Source organism: Pseudomonas sp. RIT409 (assembly GCF_003052515.2).
Taxonomy (GTDB): Bacteria; Pseudomonadota; Gammaproteobacteria; order Pseudomonadales; family Pseudomonadaceae; genus Aquipseudomonas.
In genome coordinates this window covers 39,285-53,720 of record NZ_QARE02000012.1, presented here as the reverse complement: position 1 = coordinate 53,720, position 14,436 = coordinate 39,285, and the positions used below count along the sequence as shown (strand labels likewise).

Here is a 14,436-nt window from a genome sequence, read left to right as displayed (position 1 = left end):
ATGAACAGGCCGACGCACACGTGCGCAAGCGAGTTCGAGTGAACCATGCAACTAGCCTATGTACAGCGGGCATTACACGTTGATCATCCCGCTCCGCTTAGCCCTTGCGCTGTCCGTTTCTGACAGCAATGTCACCCACCGCGCAGTGGGATGAGGCTACCCTTCTACTTCCTACCCTCCACAGGACAACGCCTCAATGAAAAACACCCAACGATCACAGGGCGCGCTGTTGCTCTCGGGGCTGCTGGCTTCGGCATTGCTCTGGGGCCCTGCTGCCCACGCCGACGACGGCAAGCCCACGCGCGTACGCGGCGCCATCACCGCCGTCGAAAGCGACGCGTTAAAGATTCACAGCAATCGGGGGGAGGACGTCCAGGTCAGGTTGACTGAGAAGACCCAAGTGCGCGCTGTGAGGCTTGCCCAGGTGTCGGACATCAAGCCGGGCAGCTATGTGGGCTCGGCGGCCATCCCGCAAGCGGATGGCACCCTCAAGGCGCTGGAAGTTCACGTCTTCCCGCCCGAGATGGCAGGCACCGGCGACGGCCACCGCGCGTTTGACCTGGGCAAGGACAGCACCATGACAAACGGGTCGGTGGGCGATCTGGTCACCAGCAACGGACGCACGATTACCGTTAACTACAAAGGGGGTCAGAAGAAAATCGTGATTCCGGATGACGTCCCCATCGTCAGCTTGACGCCCGCGGATCGCAGCCTGCTCAAGCCTGGGGTAAAAGTGGTGCTGCAAGCCCAGCCAGACGCTGACGGCACACTGACAGCGCTGTCGATTTCCGCGGGAGAGAATGGCGTCACTCCGCCGATGTGACAGTTTGAACAAGCCCTGACGCACCGTACACCGGCGCCTCAGGGCATTCAGTCAGCGGATCAGAGGCAGGTGGCGACCACCGCCCCGCGCTGCTCGATCACCTTCGCGCCGGGTTTGGCGTAGAAGTTGATCGTCGTCGCACCCCCCTTGCCGCTGACGTCGGCAAAGTACTCGCTTTCCGTGGTGTACACCGTGAAATCACCGGCTTTGCCATTTTCCATGAACACGTCGGCAACATCTCCAAACAGCTGCACGTTGGCCCAGCTCACTTTGATGCATTCGGCGACAGCCGCGGCTGGCTTCTCACTCGAATAGACCTGTGCCGGCCCGGCCGAACGCACTTCACTCATGCTCGTGCAACCCGCCAGCATCGCCAGCGCTACCGCTCCCGCCCAGTGTTTCATGACAGTCCTTTCACTCGAAAAGGAGCGATCTTAACAGCAAGGCGCACCCCGCCGAAGTTCCGCGACAGGATCGAGGGTGCGGCAATGCTGACCAGACGCTAGCCGACATTCAGTCATCCAGGCCAGGCGGGGGTGCCGCGGGCGCACCTTTGCCTGCCTTGGTCGGCTTGCCACTTTGGGAAGCGGCCTTGGGTTCGGCGGCAGGAGGCGCGGGGGCCGGTGCAGCCGCTTCCTTCTCGGCCATCGGCATCTGATCGATGGTGCTGAAGATTTCCTTGGGATCGATGGGGCCTTTATGGTCGATCTTCTTCTCGCCGTCCTTGCCCACCAGGATGACTTGCGCCTGATCCTTGTCCAGAACGCCGAGCTTGAGCTCGCGAATGAGTGCCATGGTCGACTGAGCGTCCATTTCCTTGCCATTACGCTGACCGGCGAGCCCGACGACGGTGTACAGCACCATGCTGCGCTTGGCGAAGCCTTCTTTGTTGGCCGGTTCATCGAACTGCTTTTTGAGGCTGGTGAGCGTCGGGTCGACCGAACTCGAGGCAATGATGATCAACGGACGAGCCTTGCCGCGCTCCTGAGCCAGTGGTGTATCGGCATCGGCCGCCAGCAGGGGAGTGGCAACGGCCAACAGCGCGGCGAGGGTCAGTGACCGACTTAACATAAGCACCTCCTTTGGATAACCATGCACTCATGATCGCGCATCGTGGCAAAAGGTCCAGCCGACAGCTTGAAAATTCAGGATTTTTTTCGATGGAAGAAAGCGCCTCAGGATCGGAACGGCGCGGTCGAAGCCCGACGAGTGGGGCTTTGGGAAGGGAGAGCACGGCACGAATCGCCGCAATAAAAAAAAGGGCGAATCATAGGATTCGCCCTTTTCGACACCGCCCAGCAGAGCGGATTTTGTTTGGTAGGCGCGATTGGACTCGAACCAACGACCCCCACCATGTCAAGGTGGTGCTCTAACCAACTGAGCTACGTGCCTGCTGTGAGGCGGCATTCTACGGATATTCCAAAGTGTGTCAACGGCTTTTTTCACACTAAGCCTCTGAATATGCAAATTTTTTGCACAGCGTCCTCCGCGGCCCAGCTTCCCTTCTCGCATTGCGGTTGCAGACGTGAATTCTGCAGGGGGTTCTTCCAACGACTGCCGCTTGTCGCCGTGATGGCACTTAATCCGATCCTGGAACGCCCAACGGAGAACAGGACCCAAGACACGGAGATCACACGATGAAGACCTCATTTGCTGCACTGACGCTGGGCTGCGTTCTGGTATGTGGATCGGCCACCGCACTGGCCGGATCGGCCACTCCCGAGATGGGCGCCCCCCCCTCTCAGACCGGCCTCGACCCACGCACCCAAGGCAACGACATCCAGCGCCAAGGCACCGACATGGACAAGGGCGATCCGGCCATGGGGATCCGTCGAGGCATGAATTCCAGTTCGATGAGCAATGGCACCGGCGGCAGCAACGGTGTGGACCTGCCTGGCGGGGACACCACGGGCAGCGGCTCGACAGGCAGTGGTTCGAGCGGTTCAAGCGGCGGCTCCTCCAGTGCCGGCGGAGCGGGCGGCTAACGGTTGCGGCATGCAGCTGGATCAACGCATTGACGCTGGCTTCTCCATTCAAGCAAGCGCGGCGCGCTGGCAGGGCTTCGAGAGCCCTGCCGTTCAATCAATGCTCTAATTACCGGCGCGTCCGATTCAGATGCCGAGACAGCGACGATCACCCGCAGATCGGATCGGCCATCCAAAGCGAGCGCCGAATACTCTGACTGCATCCCCCCTAGGTCGAAGGCCGTGCCGCTTGGCCTCACGAAATGGTAGGTTGGGCGGCCTGCCCACCACTCGAAGCCTCCCCATGACAACGCCCAGCGCCCGACTCATCTACCGACCGCCGACAGCCGATGATGCCGCCCGATTGTTCGCCATTTACAGCGACCCACGCACCCAGTCATTCAACCCCGCCGGGCCGATGAAATCGGTCGAGCAAGCGCACGCCCTGCTCGCCCACTGGATTGAACACTGGCAACGACACGGGTTCGGCTGGTGGGCGATCGCCGTGCAACACACCCCCGAGCACGTGATTGGTTTCGGTGGGGTGGCGCACTACGATTATTTGGGCGAGCTGCGTCTCAACCTGGGCTACCGCTTCGCCCCTGAAGCATGGGGCCAGGGCTACGCCACCGAGATGGGCAGGCAGGCGCTCGACCACGCCTTCGCCAGGCCCGAGGTCCGGCGTGTGTGGGCCGTGGTGCGCCCTGATCACGCAGCATCGATCAAGGTTCTCGTGAAGCTTGGTATGAAACCGTGCGGCGTGCTGGATGACGTTCCCGGTCAGCCGGAAAGCCTGCTGTTCTGCTTTGACCGATGACTCGAGGTCGCCTTCATTACACTCACGCGAAACCACCCGCGTCGGATCTCAGTGCTACAGTCAGTCCCCATCGTCATCACAACTGGAGAGCACGCGAATGAACATTGGTTTTATTGGCCTGGGCAACATGGGCCAGGCGATTGCCGCCAACCTGATCAAAGGCGGGCACACTGTGCAGGTCTGGAACCGCTCCCCTGACGCCGCGCGGCCGCTGGTCGAGCTCGGTGCCCACGCAGTCGCCGATCCGGGTGAGGCATTCGCTGCCGAGGTCGTGTTCAGCATGCTCGCTGACGACAAGGCCCTGCGCGCAGTCGTGCTGGACTCGGGCCTGCTGTCACGGCTCAAAGGCCCCTTGATCCACGTCAACCTCGCGACCATCGCCGTCGACTTCGCCGATGAACTGGCCGAACTGCACCGCGCTCAAGGCATTGACTACATTGCCGCCCCGGTGCTGGGCCGCCCGAATGTCGCAGCCGCTGGGCAACTGAACATCCTGGCTGCTGGCCCTGCACAGGCCATCGACAAGGTGCAGCCGCTGCTTGATCTGATCGGTCGCAAGACTTGGCGTCTGGGCGAAAAAGCCTCGGCCGCCAATACCATGAAGCTGGCGACCAATTTCCTGCTGGTGGCCGCGGTGGAGGCGATGGGCGAAGCGGCTGTGCTCGTCAGCCGACACGGGCTCAAACCTGCGGACCTGGTGGACCTGGTCTCCAACACGATCTTCACCGGCCCGGTGTACTCGGGCTATGGCGCGCTGATCGGTGAACGCCGTTACGAGCCCGCCGCGTTCAAGGCCGTGCTCGGGCTCAAAGATGTCGATTTGATCCTGGCCGCTGCCCGCCAGGTGAACGTCACCCTACCCGGCGCTGAGGTGGTTCAGCGCCATCTGCGTGAAGCGGTCGCCGAGGGCGATGGCGAGAAGGATCTGGCCGTGCTGGCTGAAGTCATGGAGCGCCGGAACCCGGCCTGAAGCCGGGATTCACCGTGTGGCCGAATCGTCCGGTTCACTGTGCACCACCACCAGCAACTGCGCCTGGACGTCGCCCAGTGACCGTAGGCGGTGGGGTTTCTGTGCATTGAAGTGCAAGGCATCGCCGCGCTCGAGAATCACGGTTTCGCTCATGAAATCCACTTCGACCCGCCCCTCATGGACGAACAGAAATTCCTCGCCCCTATGCTCCTTGAAAGTGGTGCCGGCAAAGTCGAAGGGGGGCCACAGCATGAACGGCAGCAAGTTGTGGTCGCTCATCGGGCGGGCCAACATCGCATAAGCCGCGTCCTGCTCGGGGCGTCCGAGCAGTTGGCGCTGGTCGCGGCGCACCAGGCTGTAAGCGTCCGGGTCAGCATCGGCCTCGCTGAACAATGCTTCGACATTGACGTGCAGCGCTCTGGCCAGCTTCAGCGCGGTGGCAATCGACGGCGTGTTGAGCCCCCGCTCGACCTTGGACAGGTAGCTTTTGGTCATGCCCGAGCGTTCGGCCAACGCTTCGAGGGTGACGCCCATTTTTTTTCGCAGCAGCTTCAAGCGGATGGACATGGATCGATCTTTTCCGTCAGACGGTAAACGGGTGCGTTGTCAATGACACCTTGTGTCATTAGTATGAATTTGTGTCATTCACGCAGCGTTCGACTCGAACGCGCTTCATATGAACATTCGCGCCGAGGCATGCCCATGGCCAAGACACTGGACCTCTCCAAAGCACAACTGATGACGCGCTCCAACGCGCAGATGGATAGTACGTTAAAAGCCGGCGACTGGACCCTGCGCCAGAAGCTGGCGTTGACCTGCCGCATTCTGTTCGAAAACGGTCACGACGCGGGCCTCGCGGGGCAGATCACCGCTCGCGGCTCGATACCCGGCACCTTTTACACTCAAGCATTGGGGCTGGGCTTCGATGAAGTCACCGCCAGCAACCTGCTGTTGGTCAATGAAGACCTCGACGTCGTGGAAGGCCACGGCATGCCCAATCCGGCCAACCGCTTTCACACGTGGGTCTACCGCGCGCGGCCCGATGCGCAGTGCATCATTCACACCCACCCGACACATGTCGCGGCATTGTCGATGTTGGAGGTGCCGCTGGAAGTGTCGCACATGGACCTTACTCCCCTGTACGAGGACTGTGCGTTTCTCAAGGATTGGCCGGGGGTGCCCGTGGGCAACGAGGAAGGTGAAATCATTTCCGGTGCCCTCGGTGACAAGCGCACGATCCTGCTCTCCCACCACGGCCAGCTCTCGACCGGCGTCAGCGTCGAAGAGGCCTGTGTGCTGTCGATCCTGATGGAAAGGGCAGCCAAGCTGCAACTGCTGGCGATGGCTGCAGGGCAGATCCGCCCCATCCCCCCGCACCTGGGCCGTGAAGCCCACGATTGGGTATCCCGTCCCACACGTCATAGCGCCGCTTTCGACTACTACGTGCGCCGCACGCTCAAAAAGCACGTCAACTGCCTGAACTGATCCCACCTCGTCCCGGCGGCACGGCGCGTCGCGCGCCGGACCTCTGGCTCACCGATGCACCACATCGACGCAATTCCCCGCTCCTTGCGCAGATTCGGGGCAACGGCGGCCCGCGCATACCTCCCTTAACCCCAGTTCAACGGCCCTGACGGGTTGGCATGCTTCATGCCTTTGTAATTTCATTCAAGTTACTTGAATAAAAATACGGTCCATTCAAGGGGATTACCGAATGATTCGTTTCACGCTCAAAGCCTTGTCCTTATCGTTGGTCACACTGTGCACCCTGTCCATGGCCCATGCCGATGATCTGCTGCAACGGATCAAGCAGAAACATGAAATCGTGGTGGCCACCGAGGCGCGCTTTGCGCCCTTCGAATCGGTGGAGAACGGCAAGATCGTCGGCTACGGCGCCGACCTGATGCACTACGTCCTCGATGCGGACCTGCCGGGTGTGAAAGTCCGGCAATTGGACCTGCCCTTCCAGGGCATCCTGCCGGGGCTGGACAGCAGCAAGTTCGACTTCGTGGTGACTTCGGTTACGGTTAACAAGGCCCGTTTCGATCAGTTCGCGTTCACCGTGCCGATTGCCGAATCCACCGTGGCGCTGCTCAAGCGCGCCGACGACAGCCACATCAACACCCTGGCCGACTTGAATGGCCGGGTGATCGGCTCGCAGGCGGGTTCCGGCCAACTGGCCGTGCTGCAAGCGCTGGACGTCAAACTCAAGGGTGAAGGCCAGCCGGGCATCAAGCGCATCAAGGAATACGTGAGTTTCGACGAAGCCTATGCCGACCTCGCCAACGGCCGCCTCGACGGCGTCGCACAGTCGCTGTCCAACCTGGGCCCGTTGATGAAAGCACGGCCAGGGCTGTTCGCCACGTTGCCAGAAATGGTCGGCCCGACCACGTATTTCGGCTGGGTCGGTCGCAAAGACGCGGACAGCGCGTCGCTGGTCAAACTGTTCAGCGACGGCATCGCGCGGGCCAGTCAAGACGGCACGCTGAAGAAGCTTCAGGAAAAATGGTTCGGCTTCACCATGGACTTGCCGACCGACGCCATGCCGGTCCCCACCATTTGAGCCGCCGATGATGAACGATTTCGGCAGCCGTTTGGCGTTGTATGGGCCCGCCTTGCTTGACGGCGCGCTGACCACTCTGTGGTTGTGCACCGTCGGGATGCTGCTGGGCTTCGTGCTCGGGGTTCTGCTTCATCTATTGGCCCACGGGCGCAGTCGCGGCGGCGTGGCCTTTACCCGGGTGTACGTCAGTTTCTTTCGCGGAACGCCCGTGCTCGCCCAACTGCTGTTGCTGTTCTACCTGCCCTCGGCGCTCGGCCTGGACGTGCCGCCGATGGTGGCTGGCGCAGCGGCGCTGGCGCTGAACACGGCGGCCTATCAGTCGCAGATCCTCAGCAGCGGATTTGCGGCCATCCCCAAGGGCCAGATGGAGGCTGCCTCCGTATTCGCCCTCGGCAGGTTCAACACGCTGGTTCACATTCAGCTGCCCCAAGTCCTGCGGCTAACGTCCCCGGCGCTGATCTCCGAACTGATCGACGTCATCAAGGTGTCTGCGGTGGTCTCGGTCATCTCCATCACCGACCTGATGCGGGTCAGCCAGCAACTGGTCTCCCAAACCTACCGCCCGCTTGAGGTGTACCTGGTGATGGCCGTGTTTTACCTGGCGCTGACCAGCCTGTTGAGCCTGCTGGGCAGCCTGCTGGAACGCCGTTGGCGGGAGCGCACCTGATGCATGAATTAATGAGCTACCTACCGGACTTCGGCACAGCCTTGCTGGTGACGCTGGGCATCAGCTTGGCCGCGGCCGGAGCCGGTCTGGTCCTGGGGTTCGCGTTCAACGCGTTGCGTTTGGCGCTGCCCGGTTTCGCCGCGCTCTACCGTGCCTATGTCTGGCTGGTCCGAGGCACGCCGTTTCTGGCTCAACTGGCAATCATCTACTTCGGCCTGCCGGTCATCGGCCTGCGGCTGGAGGCGGTGGAAGCCAGCATTCTGTCCCTGGCGGTTTACAGCGGCGCTTATTTCGCCGAGCTGTTTCGCTCGGCCTGGGCCAGCGTTCCCCTCGGCCAAGTGGAAGCGGCGCGGGCCCACGGCATTTCCCAGCGCGGGGTGTTCTGGCACATCCAGGCGCCTCAGGCCATGGCCTTCGCCCTGCCCCTGCTGGGCAATCAGGTGATCCTGACGATCAAGGAAAGCGCGGTGACGTCGATCATCACCGTTCCCGAGCTGACCCTGACGGCCGGGCGCATCGTCTCCACCACTTTTTCCTACGTGATGCCCTACGCCTTGCTGGTGTTGAGCTACTGGCTGCTGACGTCCACCGTCGCCGCCCTGGCTCGCGCCCTGGGCCAGCGCATGACCCGTCATTTGCGAGGTTGACCTATGAGTAACCTGCCCCTTCTCGAGCTGCGCGGTGTCGGCAAATCCTACGGCGCCCATCGCGTGCTCAGCGGCTTCGACCTGCGGGTGTCCCCCGGAGAAATCGTCTCGCTGATCGGCCCCTCTGGCTCGGGCAAGACCACCGCCCTGCGCTGCATGAACTTTCTGGAACGCTACGATGAAGGCGAAGTCTGGATCGACGGCCAGTTATTGGGCTACAGCGGCACCGGGCGTGCGGCCGCTGACTGTGACAGCGAGGCCAGGGTCGACGAAGTCCGCCATCCGGTATCGATGGTGTTCCAGCAATTCAACCTGTGGCCGCACATGACGGTGCGCCAAAACGTCATGGCGCCCTTGGTGCTGGGCAAAAAGATGGCCAAGGATGAGGCCCGCACCCTGGCCGATCTGGCCTTGGGTCGGGTCGGCCTGAGCGCCAAGGCCGACGCCTACCCTGCCCGGCTGTCCGGCGGCCAGCAACAACGGGTCGGGATTGCCAGAGCGCTGGCGGTCAAGCCCCGTCTGATGCTACTGGACGAACCGACGTCGGCACTGGACCCGGAACTGGTCGAGGAAGTGCTGCAGGTGATTCGCAGCCTGGCCGACGACGGCATGACCATGGTCATGGTGACCCACGAAATGAGCTTCGCGGCGCAGATTTCGTCACAGGTGGTCTTCATGGAGGCCGGACGCATCGTCGAGACCGGCGCCCCCGAACCGCTGTTCAACGCCCCGGAGACCGAGCGTCTGCAGCAATTTCTCAAACCGTGGTTCAACCGCAGCCTCACCCCTCGCGCGCAGGTCATCCCATGATCGCTGACAAGACCTTGCAAGCCGTGTCGGCCACGCGCTTGCAACACTGGCTGGACACTCTGGCCACCTTTGGCCCCGGCACCCACGGCGGGATGAATCGCCAGGCACTCTCGGAAGACGATTTTCAGGCCCGAGCCTGGCTGATTGCCGAAGCGAGAAAGCTCGGCTGCGCGGTCTGGACGGATGGCTGCGCCAACCTGTTCATCCGCCGCGAAGGCCGCGAGGACCTGCCGCCGGTGATGACCGGCAGCCACATCGACACCCAACCCACCGGCGGCACGCTGGATGGTTGTTATGGCGTGATGGCCGGACTGGAAGTCCTTCATGCGCTGACCGATGCGAACGTTCAGACCCTCCGCCCCATCGAGTTGGTGGTCTGGACCAACGAAGAAGGCAGCCGCTTCAGCCCAGGGGCCATGGGTTCCAGTGCCTATGTCGAGCCGGCACGGCTGACGGACTATCGCGGCCACCAGGACGCCGCCGGTGTCACTGTTGGCGCCGCACTCGATGCCCACGCGCAACGCTTCGCCGATTTGCCACATCGGGCAAAAATCGCGACGCACGCCTTCGTCGAACTGCACATCGAGCAAGGCCCGGTCCTGGAACAGGCAGGTGTCCCGCTCGGCGTCGTACACGGGATTCAGGGCGTGCGCTGGTACCAGGTGCGCTGCCGGGGGGCGTCGGCCCATGCTGGCACCACGCCGACAGCGCTGCGCCGCGATGCCCTGCTGATGGCGACCGCCGCGCTCGGCCCCATCGACGCATTGGCCGAGCGGCTGGCCGGCGAGAACAAGCGCCTCACGTTCGGACGCTGGAACGTTCATCCCAACGCGATCAACACCATCGCCGGCGAAGTGACCTTCAGCATCGATTTTCGGCATTCCGACCCGGCGGTGCTCGATGCTTTCGATGCCGATCTGGGCGCGTGCCTGCCCGGCGATGCCGAACTGACGCGTCTGTTCGACCATGCGCCGACCACCTTCGACAGCCGGGTAATCGAAGTGCTCGAACACGGCTGCAACGCCACGGGTCTGGCCTGGCAGCCGATCCGCTCCGGCGCGTTCCACGACGCCATGTACCTCGCTGAGCATTGCCCCACGGCCATGCTGTTCGTGCCCAGCCGCGACGGCATCAGCCACAACCCCTTGGAATACACCGAACCCGCGCAACTGGAAGCGGGCGTCCGGGCACTCGCCTGGAGCCTCGTTGCACTGGCTGAACAACCCTGAACTGAACGCTGATTCAAGACATAAGGAAACCCAGATGAACCCCATCACCCATAGCCATGACTTCCCTGCCTGCTGCCAGCCCGACAACGGCACTTCACTGGGCATCAACGCAACCTTGCAGGAGCCGATATCGGCGGACGGCACTCCGGTCCTCGACCAGCGCTACACGGTGCCCGCCCGTTGCGGCCGCGCCGTGCGCCTGAAGGCCGGGCAAGTGATCAAGATCGTCAACACCCACGGCACCCAGGTCTGCGACACCTGGCTGTTCAACAGCGAGGACATGAGCGAATTCCTGTCCATGGAGCACGCCCGCGCCCACATCAACGGCATCATTCCGAAGGTCGGTGACGAGCTGTTCAGCAACCGCCGCCGCACCATCGGCACCCTGCTGACCGACACCTCGCCGGGTATCCACGACACGCTGATCGCTGCGTGCGACCTGCACCGTTACACCAACCTGGGCGTCGAGGGTTACCATGACAGTTGCGCCGACAACATGCGGCTGGCGTTGCAAGCCATCGGCCTGCGCTCCCACGAAGTCCCGCAACCGTTCAATCTGTGGATGAACATCCCGGTCAAACCCGACTACACCATCGAGTGGCTGCCGCCGGTTTCGAAAGCGGGCGACTACGTCGAAATCCGCGCCAACATGGACGTGGTCGTGGTCATGTCCGCCTGCCCGCAGGACATCGTGCCGATCAACGACCTGAACCCGGTCGAGGTGAGCTTCTCGGTTCACGCCTGATCAGCCCCCCAGTAGACGGCAGGCATCCGTCCCCCTAGGATGCCTGTCGCCCACTTCATGCGATTGTGCTCATCGAGGAATGCATGTCCAAAGCCAGCCATCCGCCAGCCCCCAAATCTCTGCATTCAGCGGGATTGCCCAGCTTGAGCGTCCGCCTTCGCCACGCCCGCAAGGTCGCCGGGTTGACCCTCAAGCAGGTCGCAGAAGCCGCTGGTTGTTCGGAAAGCCTGATTTCCAAACTGGAAAACGACACCGCATCGCCTTCCCTTGCCATGCTGCACCGCTTGGCCATCGCCTTGGGCAGCAACGTGTCGGAGCTGACCTCGGAAGAGTGGGTGTCCGAAGAGCCCGTGCTGCGCGCCGGTGCCCGTCAGGTCAGCCGTTTCGCTCAAGCGCGCAAGGGTTATATCGACCTGGAGCGCATCACCCACCCGCAAAAAGGCGGCTTGCTGCAGGGCGACATCCACATCGTCTCCCCAGGCATGGTCAGTGAAATGATCGAGCATGCGGGCGAAGAAATGGGCTACATCATCGAAGGCAGCCTGGACCTAACGCTCGGCGAAGCGACCTACACGCTCAATGAGGGCGATTCCTTCCATTTCCCCAGCAGCGTGCCTCACGGTTATCGCAATGCGACGGATCGGGTCGTGCGCATCCTGTGGATCAACACCCCTGCGACGTTCTGATTCTTTCAGCGCACCGACCGCACATGACCGTTTATCGCCCCGATTTCATTTTCTTCGATCAGCCCCGTACGGCGCCGGGTCACATGGCAGGAGCGGCTGGCGGCCCCGTCAGCCATCTTCTTATCTGCCCTGTGTGAACGAGGCGTACGACATGAACAAGAAACTGAGCTACGCGGTCGCGATGACCGGATTGACCTGCCTGCTGTCGCTGCCGGTGATGGCCGCCACCAACGACAGCGGATCGAGTGACACGTCCAAAAGCACCATGAGCGCGCCGTCGACGGACCATTCGACCCACTCCGACAAATCCTCCCGTCCTGAAGGCACCAACGGTGCTAATACCAACGGCACGGCCCTGCCGGGCTCCGGAGGGGAAGCCGGAAGTGGCGGCAACTCGAGCCCTGGCAACAAGACCCCTTCGGGCGCAGGCAGCTCCGGAAGCTGACAGCGGCGCTTGAATCGACGCCTGGCAGACACGGGCTTCTCGAACCCCGAGTCGGCCAGGCATTGATCGACGCAGCCTCTTGCCCGACGTGGCAATCTCTTTGAACTATCGCTTTGAGCTCACGATCAGTTTTATCGCGCAGTCCGCGCAAGTGGGAGTGGCGTCTTCGCGCCGACCCTGCCCGAGGTGACTGAACGATAAGGAGCCATCGTGACCGATACCGCCTTGCTACCCTACCGACGCCTACCCGGCCCGCTGCACTCAATCCTGCTGGGAGGCACCGTTGCGCTGTTTCTCGGTGCCGTACTGAGTGACATCGCTTACTACAACACCTACCTCATTCAATGGAGCAACTTTGCCGCGTGGTTGATTGCCGGTGGCATGTTGCTCGGTGGCCTGGCGCTGCTGTTCGCGTTGATCAACCTGCTGCGCGCCACCCCGAAGTCGGGGCAGCCGATGACGTATTTCCTGGTGCTGCTGGCGACATGGGCACTGGGTTGGATCAATGCGTTCGAACACGCCAAGGACGCTTGGGCCGTGATGCCAACGGGCCTGATGCTGTCGGTGGTCGTGGCGGTGCTCGCGGCTGCGTCCGCCTGGATCGGCTTTTCTCGTCCGAACGCGGTCGCGACCCGCGTGGGAGGTGCGCAATGAAATCCGCATTGGTTTTGACAGCCCTGAGTTCGGCGCTGCTGCTGAGCGCATGTGGGAGTGAGAAGGACACGGTTCAGACCCACGGTGCCGACCCGAAAATGCCGCAGGCCGAACGCGGTCTGCTGCCCAGCATGAAAATCGCCGAGCCGGCGCCATGGGGCGATCAGAAACCCACGGTTCCCGACGGCTACAGCATTTCGGCCATTGCCACGGACCTGCGCATCCCACGGCAGACCCTGGTGCTTCCTAATGGCGACATTCTGATCGCCGAAGGTCGTGGCGGTGCCGATGCACCCAAGGTGCGCCCCAAGGACGTCATCGCCGGTTACATCAAGGCCCATGGCAACACGCAAGTCAAAGGCGGTAACCGCCTGACGTTGCTGCGTGACGCCGATGGCGATGGGAAGTACGAGCTGCGCACCGTGTTCGCGGAGAATCTCAACGCGCCCTACGGCCTGGCTTACGCGCAAGGCAAGCTCTATGTGGCCAATCAGGACGCTCTGGTGCGCTTCGACTACACCGAAGGCCAGACCAAGGCCAGCGCCGCCCCGACGACCGTGACCGAGCTGCCGTCCAGGATCAACCACCACTGGACCAAGTCACTGGCCATCAGCCCGGATGGTCAGACGCTGTACGTGGGCATTGGCTCCAACAGCAACGTGACCGAGCGCGGGATGGACGTCGAATTGGACCGCGCGCAAATCTGGCAGATCGACGCCCGCAGTGGCGCGCACAAACCTTACGCGACCGGCGTGCGCAATCCGACAGCTTTGAAAATCCAGCCGGGCACCGAGCGGTTGTGGGCGGTCGCCAACGAACGTGACGAGCTGGGTGAAGATCTGGTGCCCGACTACCTGACCTCCATTCGCGAAGGCGGCTTCTACGGTTGGCCATACAGTTATTGGGGCCAGAACGTCGATACCCGCGCCCAGCCGCAAGACCCGGCGAAGGTCGCCTCGGCCATCAAACCGGACTACAGCCTGGGCTCACACGTGGCCGCGCTAGGGTTGGATTTTTCCACGCCTGCCATGGGTGGCGCATTCGGTGACGGAGCCTTCGTGGGCGAACACGGCAGTTGGAACCGTGACAATCCTGTGGGTTACAAGGTGGTGTTCGTACCCTTCCACAACGGCGCGGCGACCGGCGAGCCAGTTGACTTCGCCACAGGATTCCGGGGGGCCGACGGCAAGACGCGTGGCAGGCCCGTGGGGGTTACGGTCGACCCTCGCGGCGCGTTGATCATCGCTGACGACCTGGCCAACACCGTCTGGCGGGTCACGCGCAATCGGTAAAAAGGACCTACCCTGGCCGGCTGCTCTCGACAGCCAGATGATCGTTGAGCAAGCCGGTCGGGGCGAACAGGCATCCCGCGCCCCTGCAGCGTTCAGGATCGGTCGGCAAACGCCTCCGCCGAAG

At 62.5% G+C, this 14,436-nt stretch carries 18 protein-coding genes and 1 tRNA gene; 15 read left to right on the top strand and 4 right to left on the bottom strand.

What is annotated here, in order from left to right; all coding sequences use genetic code 11:
- The first annotated feature begins 196 nt into the window (after positions 1-196).
- A complete protein-coding gene (locus DBP26_RS16145; protein ID WP_108238534.1) occupies positions 197-823 on the top strand; it encodes a DUF5666 domain-containing protein in 627 nt (208 codons plus the stop codon).
- Positions 824-882: 59 nt separating this feature from the next.
- Here the strand turns inward: DBP26_RS16145 and DBP26_RS16140 are convergent, their stop codons facing one another.
- From DBP26_RS16140 to DBP26_RS16130, 3 genes are all read right to left on the bottom strand, one after another.
- Positions 883-1,227 carry a 2-oxoacid ferredoxin oxidoreductase gene (locus DBP26_RS16140; protein ID WP_108238533.1) on the bottom strand — a complete coding sequence of 115 codons (345 nt, stop codon included), beginning with the start codon at positions 1,225-1,227 and terminating at the stop codon, positions 883-885.
- Between the two features lie 109 nt (positions 1,228-1,336).
- Positions 1,337-1,894: a DUF4174 domain-containing protein gene (locus DBP26_RS16135; RefSeq protein WP_108238532.1), complete on the bottom strand. Its 558-nt coding sequence runs from the start codon at positions 1,892-1,894 to the stop codon at positions 1,337-1,339.
- A 244-nt stretch (positions 1,895-2,138) separates the two neighbouring features.
- A tRNA-Val gene (locus DBP26_RS16130) sits at positions 2,139-2,215 on the bottom strand.
- 245 nt (positions 2,216-2,460) lie between these two features.
- On the opposite strand from DBP26_RS16130, the gene DBP26_RS16125 reads away from it, so the two are divergent.
- From DBP26_RS16125 to DBP26_RS16115, 3 genes are all read left to right on the top strand, one after another.
- The gene (locus DBP26_RS16125) at positions 2,461-2,808 is read left to right on the top strand and encodes a hypothetical protein (protein WP_108238531.1); all 348 of its coding nucleotides are present in this window, start codon (positions 2,461-2,463) and stop codon (positions 2,806-2,808) included.
- Positions 2,809-3,091: 283 nt separating this feature from the next.
- Entirely contained in the window at positions 3,092-3,604 is a 513-nt protein-coding gene (locus tag DBP26_RS16120) for a GNAT family N-acetyltransferase (RefSeq protein ID WP_108238530.1), read from the top strand.
- Between the two features lie 97 nt (positions 3,605-3,701).
- Complete coding sequence (locus tag DBP26_RS16115) at positions 3,702-4,574, top strand: NAD(P)-dependent oxidoreductase (protein ID WP_108238529.1); 873 nt, start codon at positions 3,702-3,704, stop codon at positions 4,572-4,574.
- 9 nt (positions 4,575-4,583) lie between these two features.
- Here the strand turns inward: DBP26_RS16115 and DBP26_RS16110 are convergent, their stop codons facing one another.
- Positions 4,584-5,141: an XRE family transcriptional regulator gene (locus DBP26_RS16110; protein WP_108238528.1), complete on the bottom strand. Its 558-nt coding sequence runs from the start codon at positions 5,139-5,141 to the stop codon at positions 4,584-4,586.
- Between the two features lie 135 nt (positions 5,142-5,276).
- On the opposite strand from DBP26_RS16110, the gene DBP26_RS16105 reads away from it, so the two are divergent.
- From DBP26_RS16105 to DBP26_RS16055, 11 genes are all read left to right on the top strand, one after another.
- Entirely contained in the window at positions 5,277-6,059 is a 783-nt protein-coding gene (locus DBP26_RS16105) for an aldolase (protein ID WP_108238631.1), read from the top strand.
- A 229-nt stretch (positions 6,060-6,288) separates the two neighbouring features.
- The gene (locus tag DBP26_RS16100) at positions 6,289-7,137 is read left to right on the top strand and encodes a transporter substrate-binding domain-containing protein (RefSeq protein ID WP_108238527.1); all 849 of its coding nucleotides are present in this window, start codon (positions 6,289-6,291) and stop codon (positions 7,135-7,137) included.
- Between the two features lie 7 nt (positions 7,138-7,144).
- Positions 7,145-7,804: an ABC transporter permease subunit gene (locus DBP26_RS16095; RefSeq protein WP_108238526.1), complete on the top strand. Its 660-nt coding sequence runs from the start codon at positions 7,145-7,147 to the stop codon at positions 7,802-7,804.
- Positions 7,804-8,451: an amino acid ABC transporter permease gene (locus DBP26_RS16090; RefSeq protein ID WP_108238525.1), complete on the top strand. Its 648-nt coding sequence runs from the start codon at positions 7,804-7,806 to the stop codon at positions 8,449-8,451. Before DBP26_RS16095 ends, DBP26_RS16090 begins: the two co-directional genes overlap by 1 nt.
- A 3-nt stretch (positions 8,452-8,454) precedes the next feature.
- A complete protein-coding gene (locus DBP26_RS16085; RefSeq protein WP_108238524.1) occupies positions 8,455-9,261 on the top strand; it encodes an amino acid ABC transporter ATP-binding protein in 807 nt (268 codons plus the stop codon).
- Positions 9,258-10,490 carry a M20 family metallo-hydrolase gene (locus DBP26_RS16080; RefSeq protein ID WP_108238523.1) on the top strand — a complete coding sequence of 411 codons (1,233 nt, stop codon included), beginning with the start codon at positions 9,258-9,260 and terminating at the stop codon, positions 10,488-10,490. The genes DBP26_RS16085 and DBP26_RS16080 overlap by 4 nt, the downstream gene beginning before the upstream one ends.
- 34 nt (positions 10,491-10,524) lie before the next feature.
- Entirely contained in the window at positions 10,525-11,235 is a 711-nt protein-coding gene (locus DBP26_RS16075) for an urea carboxylase-associated family protein (protein WP_108238522.1), read from the top strand.
- A gap of 83 nt (positions 11,236-11,318) precedes the next feature.
- Positions 11,319-11,921, top strand: coding sequence for a cupin domain-containing protein (locus DBP26_RS16070; protein WP_108238521.1), 603 nt, complete (start codon positions 11,319-11,321; stop codon positions 11,919-11,921).
- A gap of 151 nt (positions 11,922-12,072) precedes the next feature.
- Positions 12,073-12,366, top strand: a complete 294-nt coding sequence (locus tag DBP26_RS16065) for a hypothetical protein (protein ID WP_108238520.1) — start codon at positions 12,073-12,075, stop codon at positions 12,364-12,366.
- A gap of 210 nt (positions 12,367-12,576) precedes the next feature.
- Positions 12,577-13,020: a DUF2231 domain-containing protein gene (locus DBP26_RS16060; RefSeq protein WP_108238519.1), complete on the top strand. Its 444-nt coding sequence runs from the start codon at positions 12,577-12,579 to the stop codon at positions 13,018-13,020.
- Positions 13,017-14,312: a sorbosone dehydrogenase family protein gene (locus DBP26_RS16055; protein ID WP_108238518.1), complete on the top strand. Its 1,296-nt coding sequence runs from the start codon at positions 13,017-13,019 to the stop codon at positions 14,310-14,312. The genes DBP26_RS16060 and DBP26_RS16055 overlap by 4 nt, the downstream gene beginning before the upstream one ends.
- The last annotated feature ends 124 nt before the right edge of the window (positions 14,313-14,436 follow it).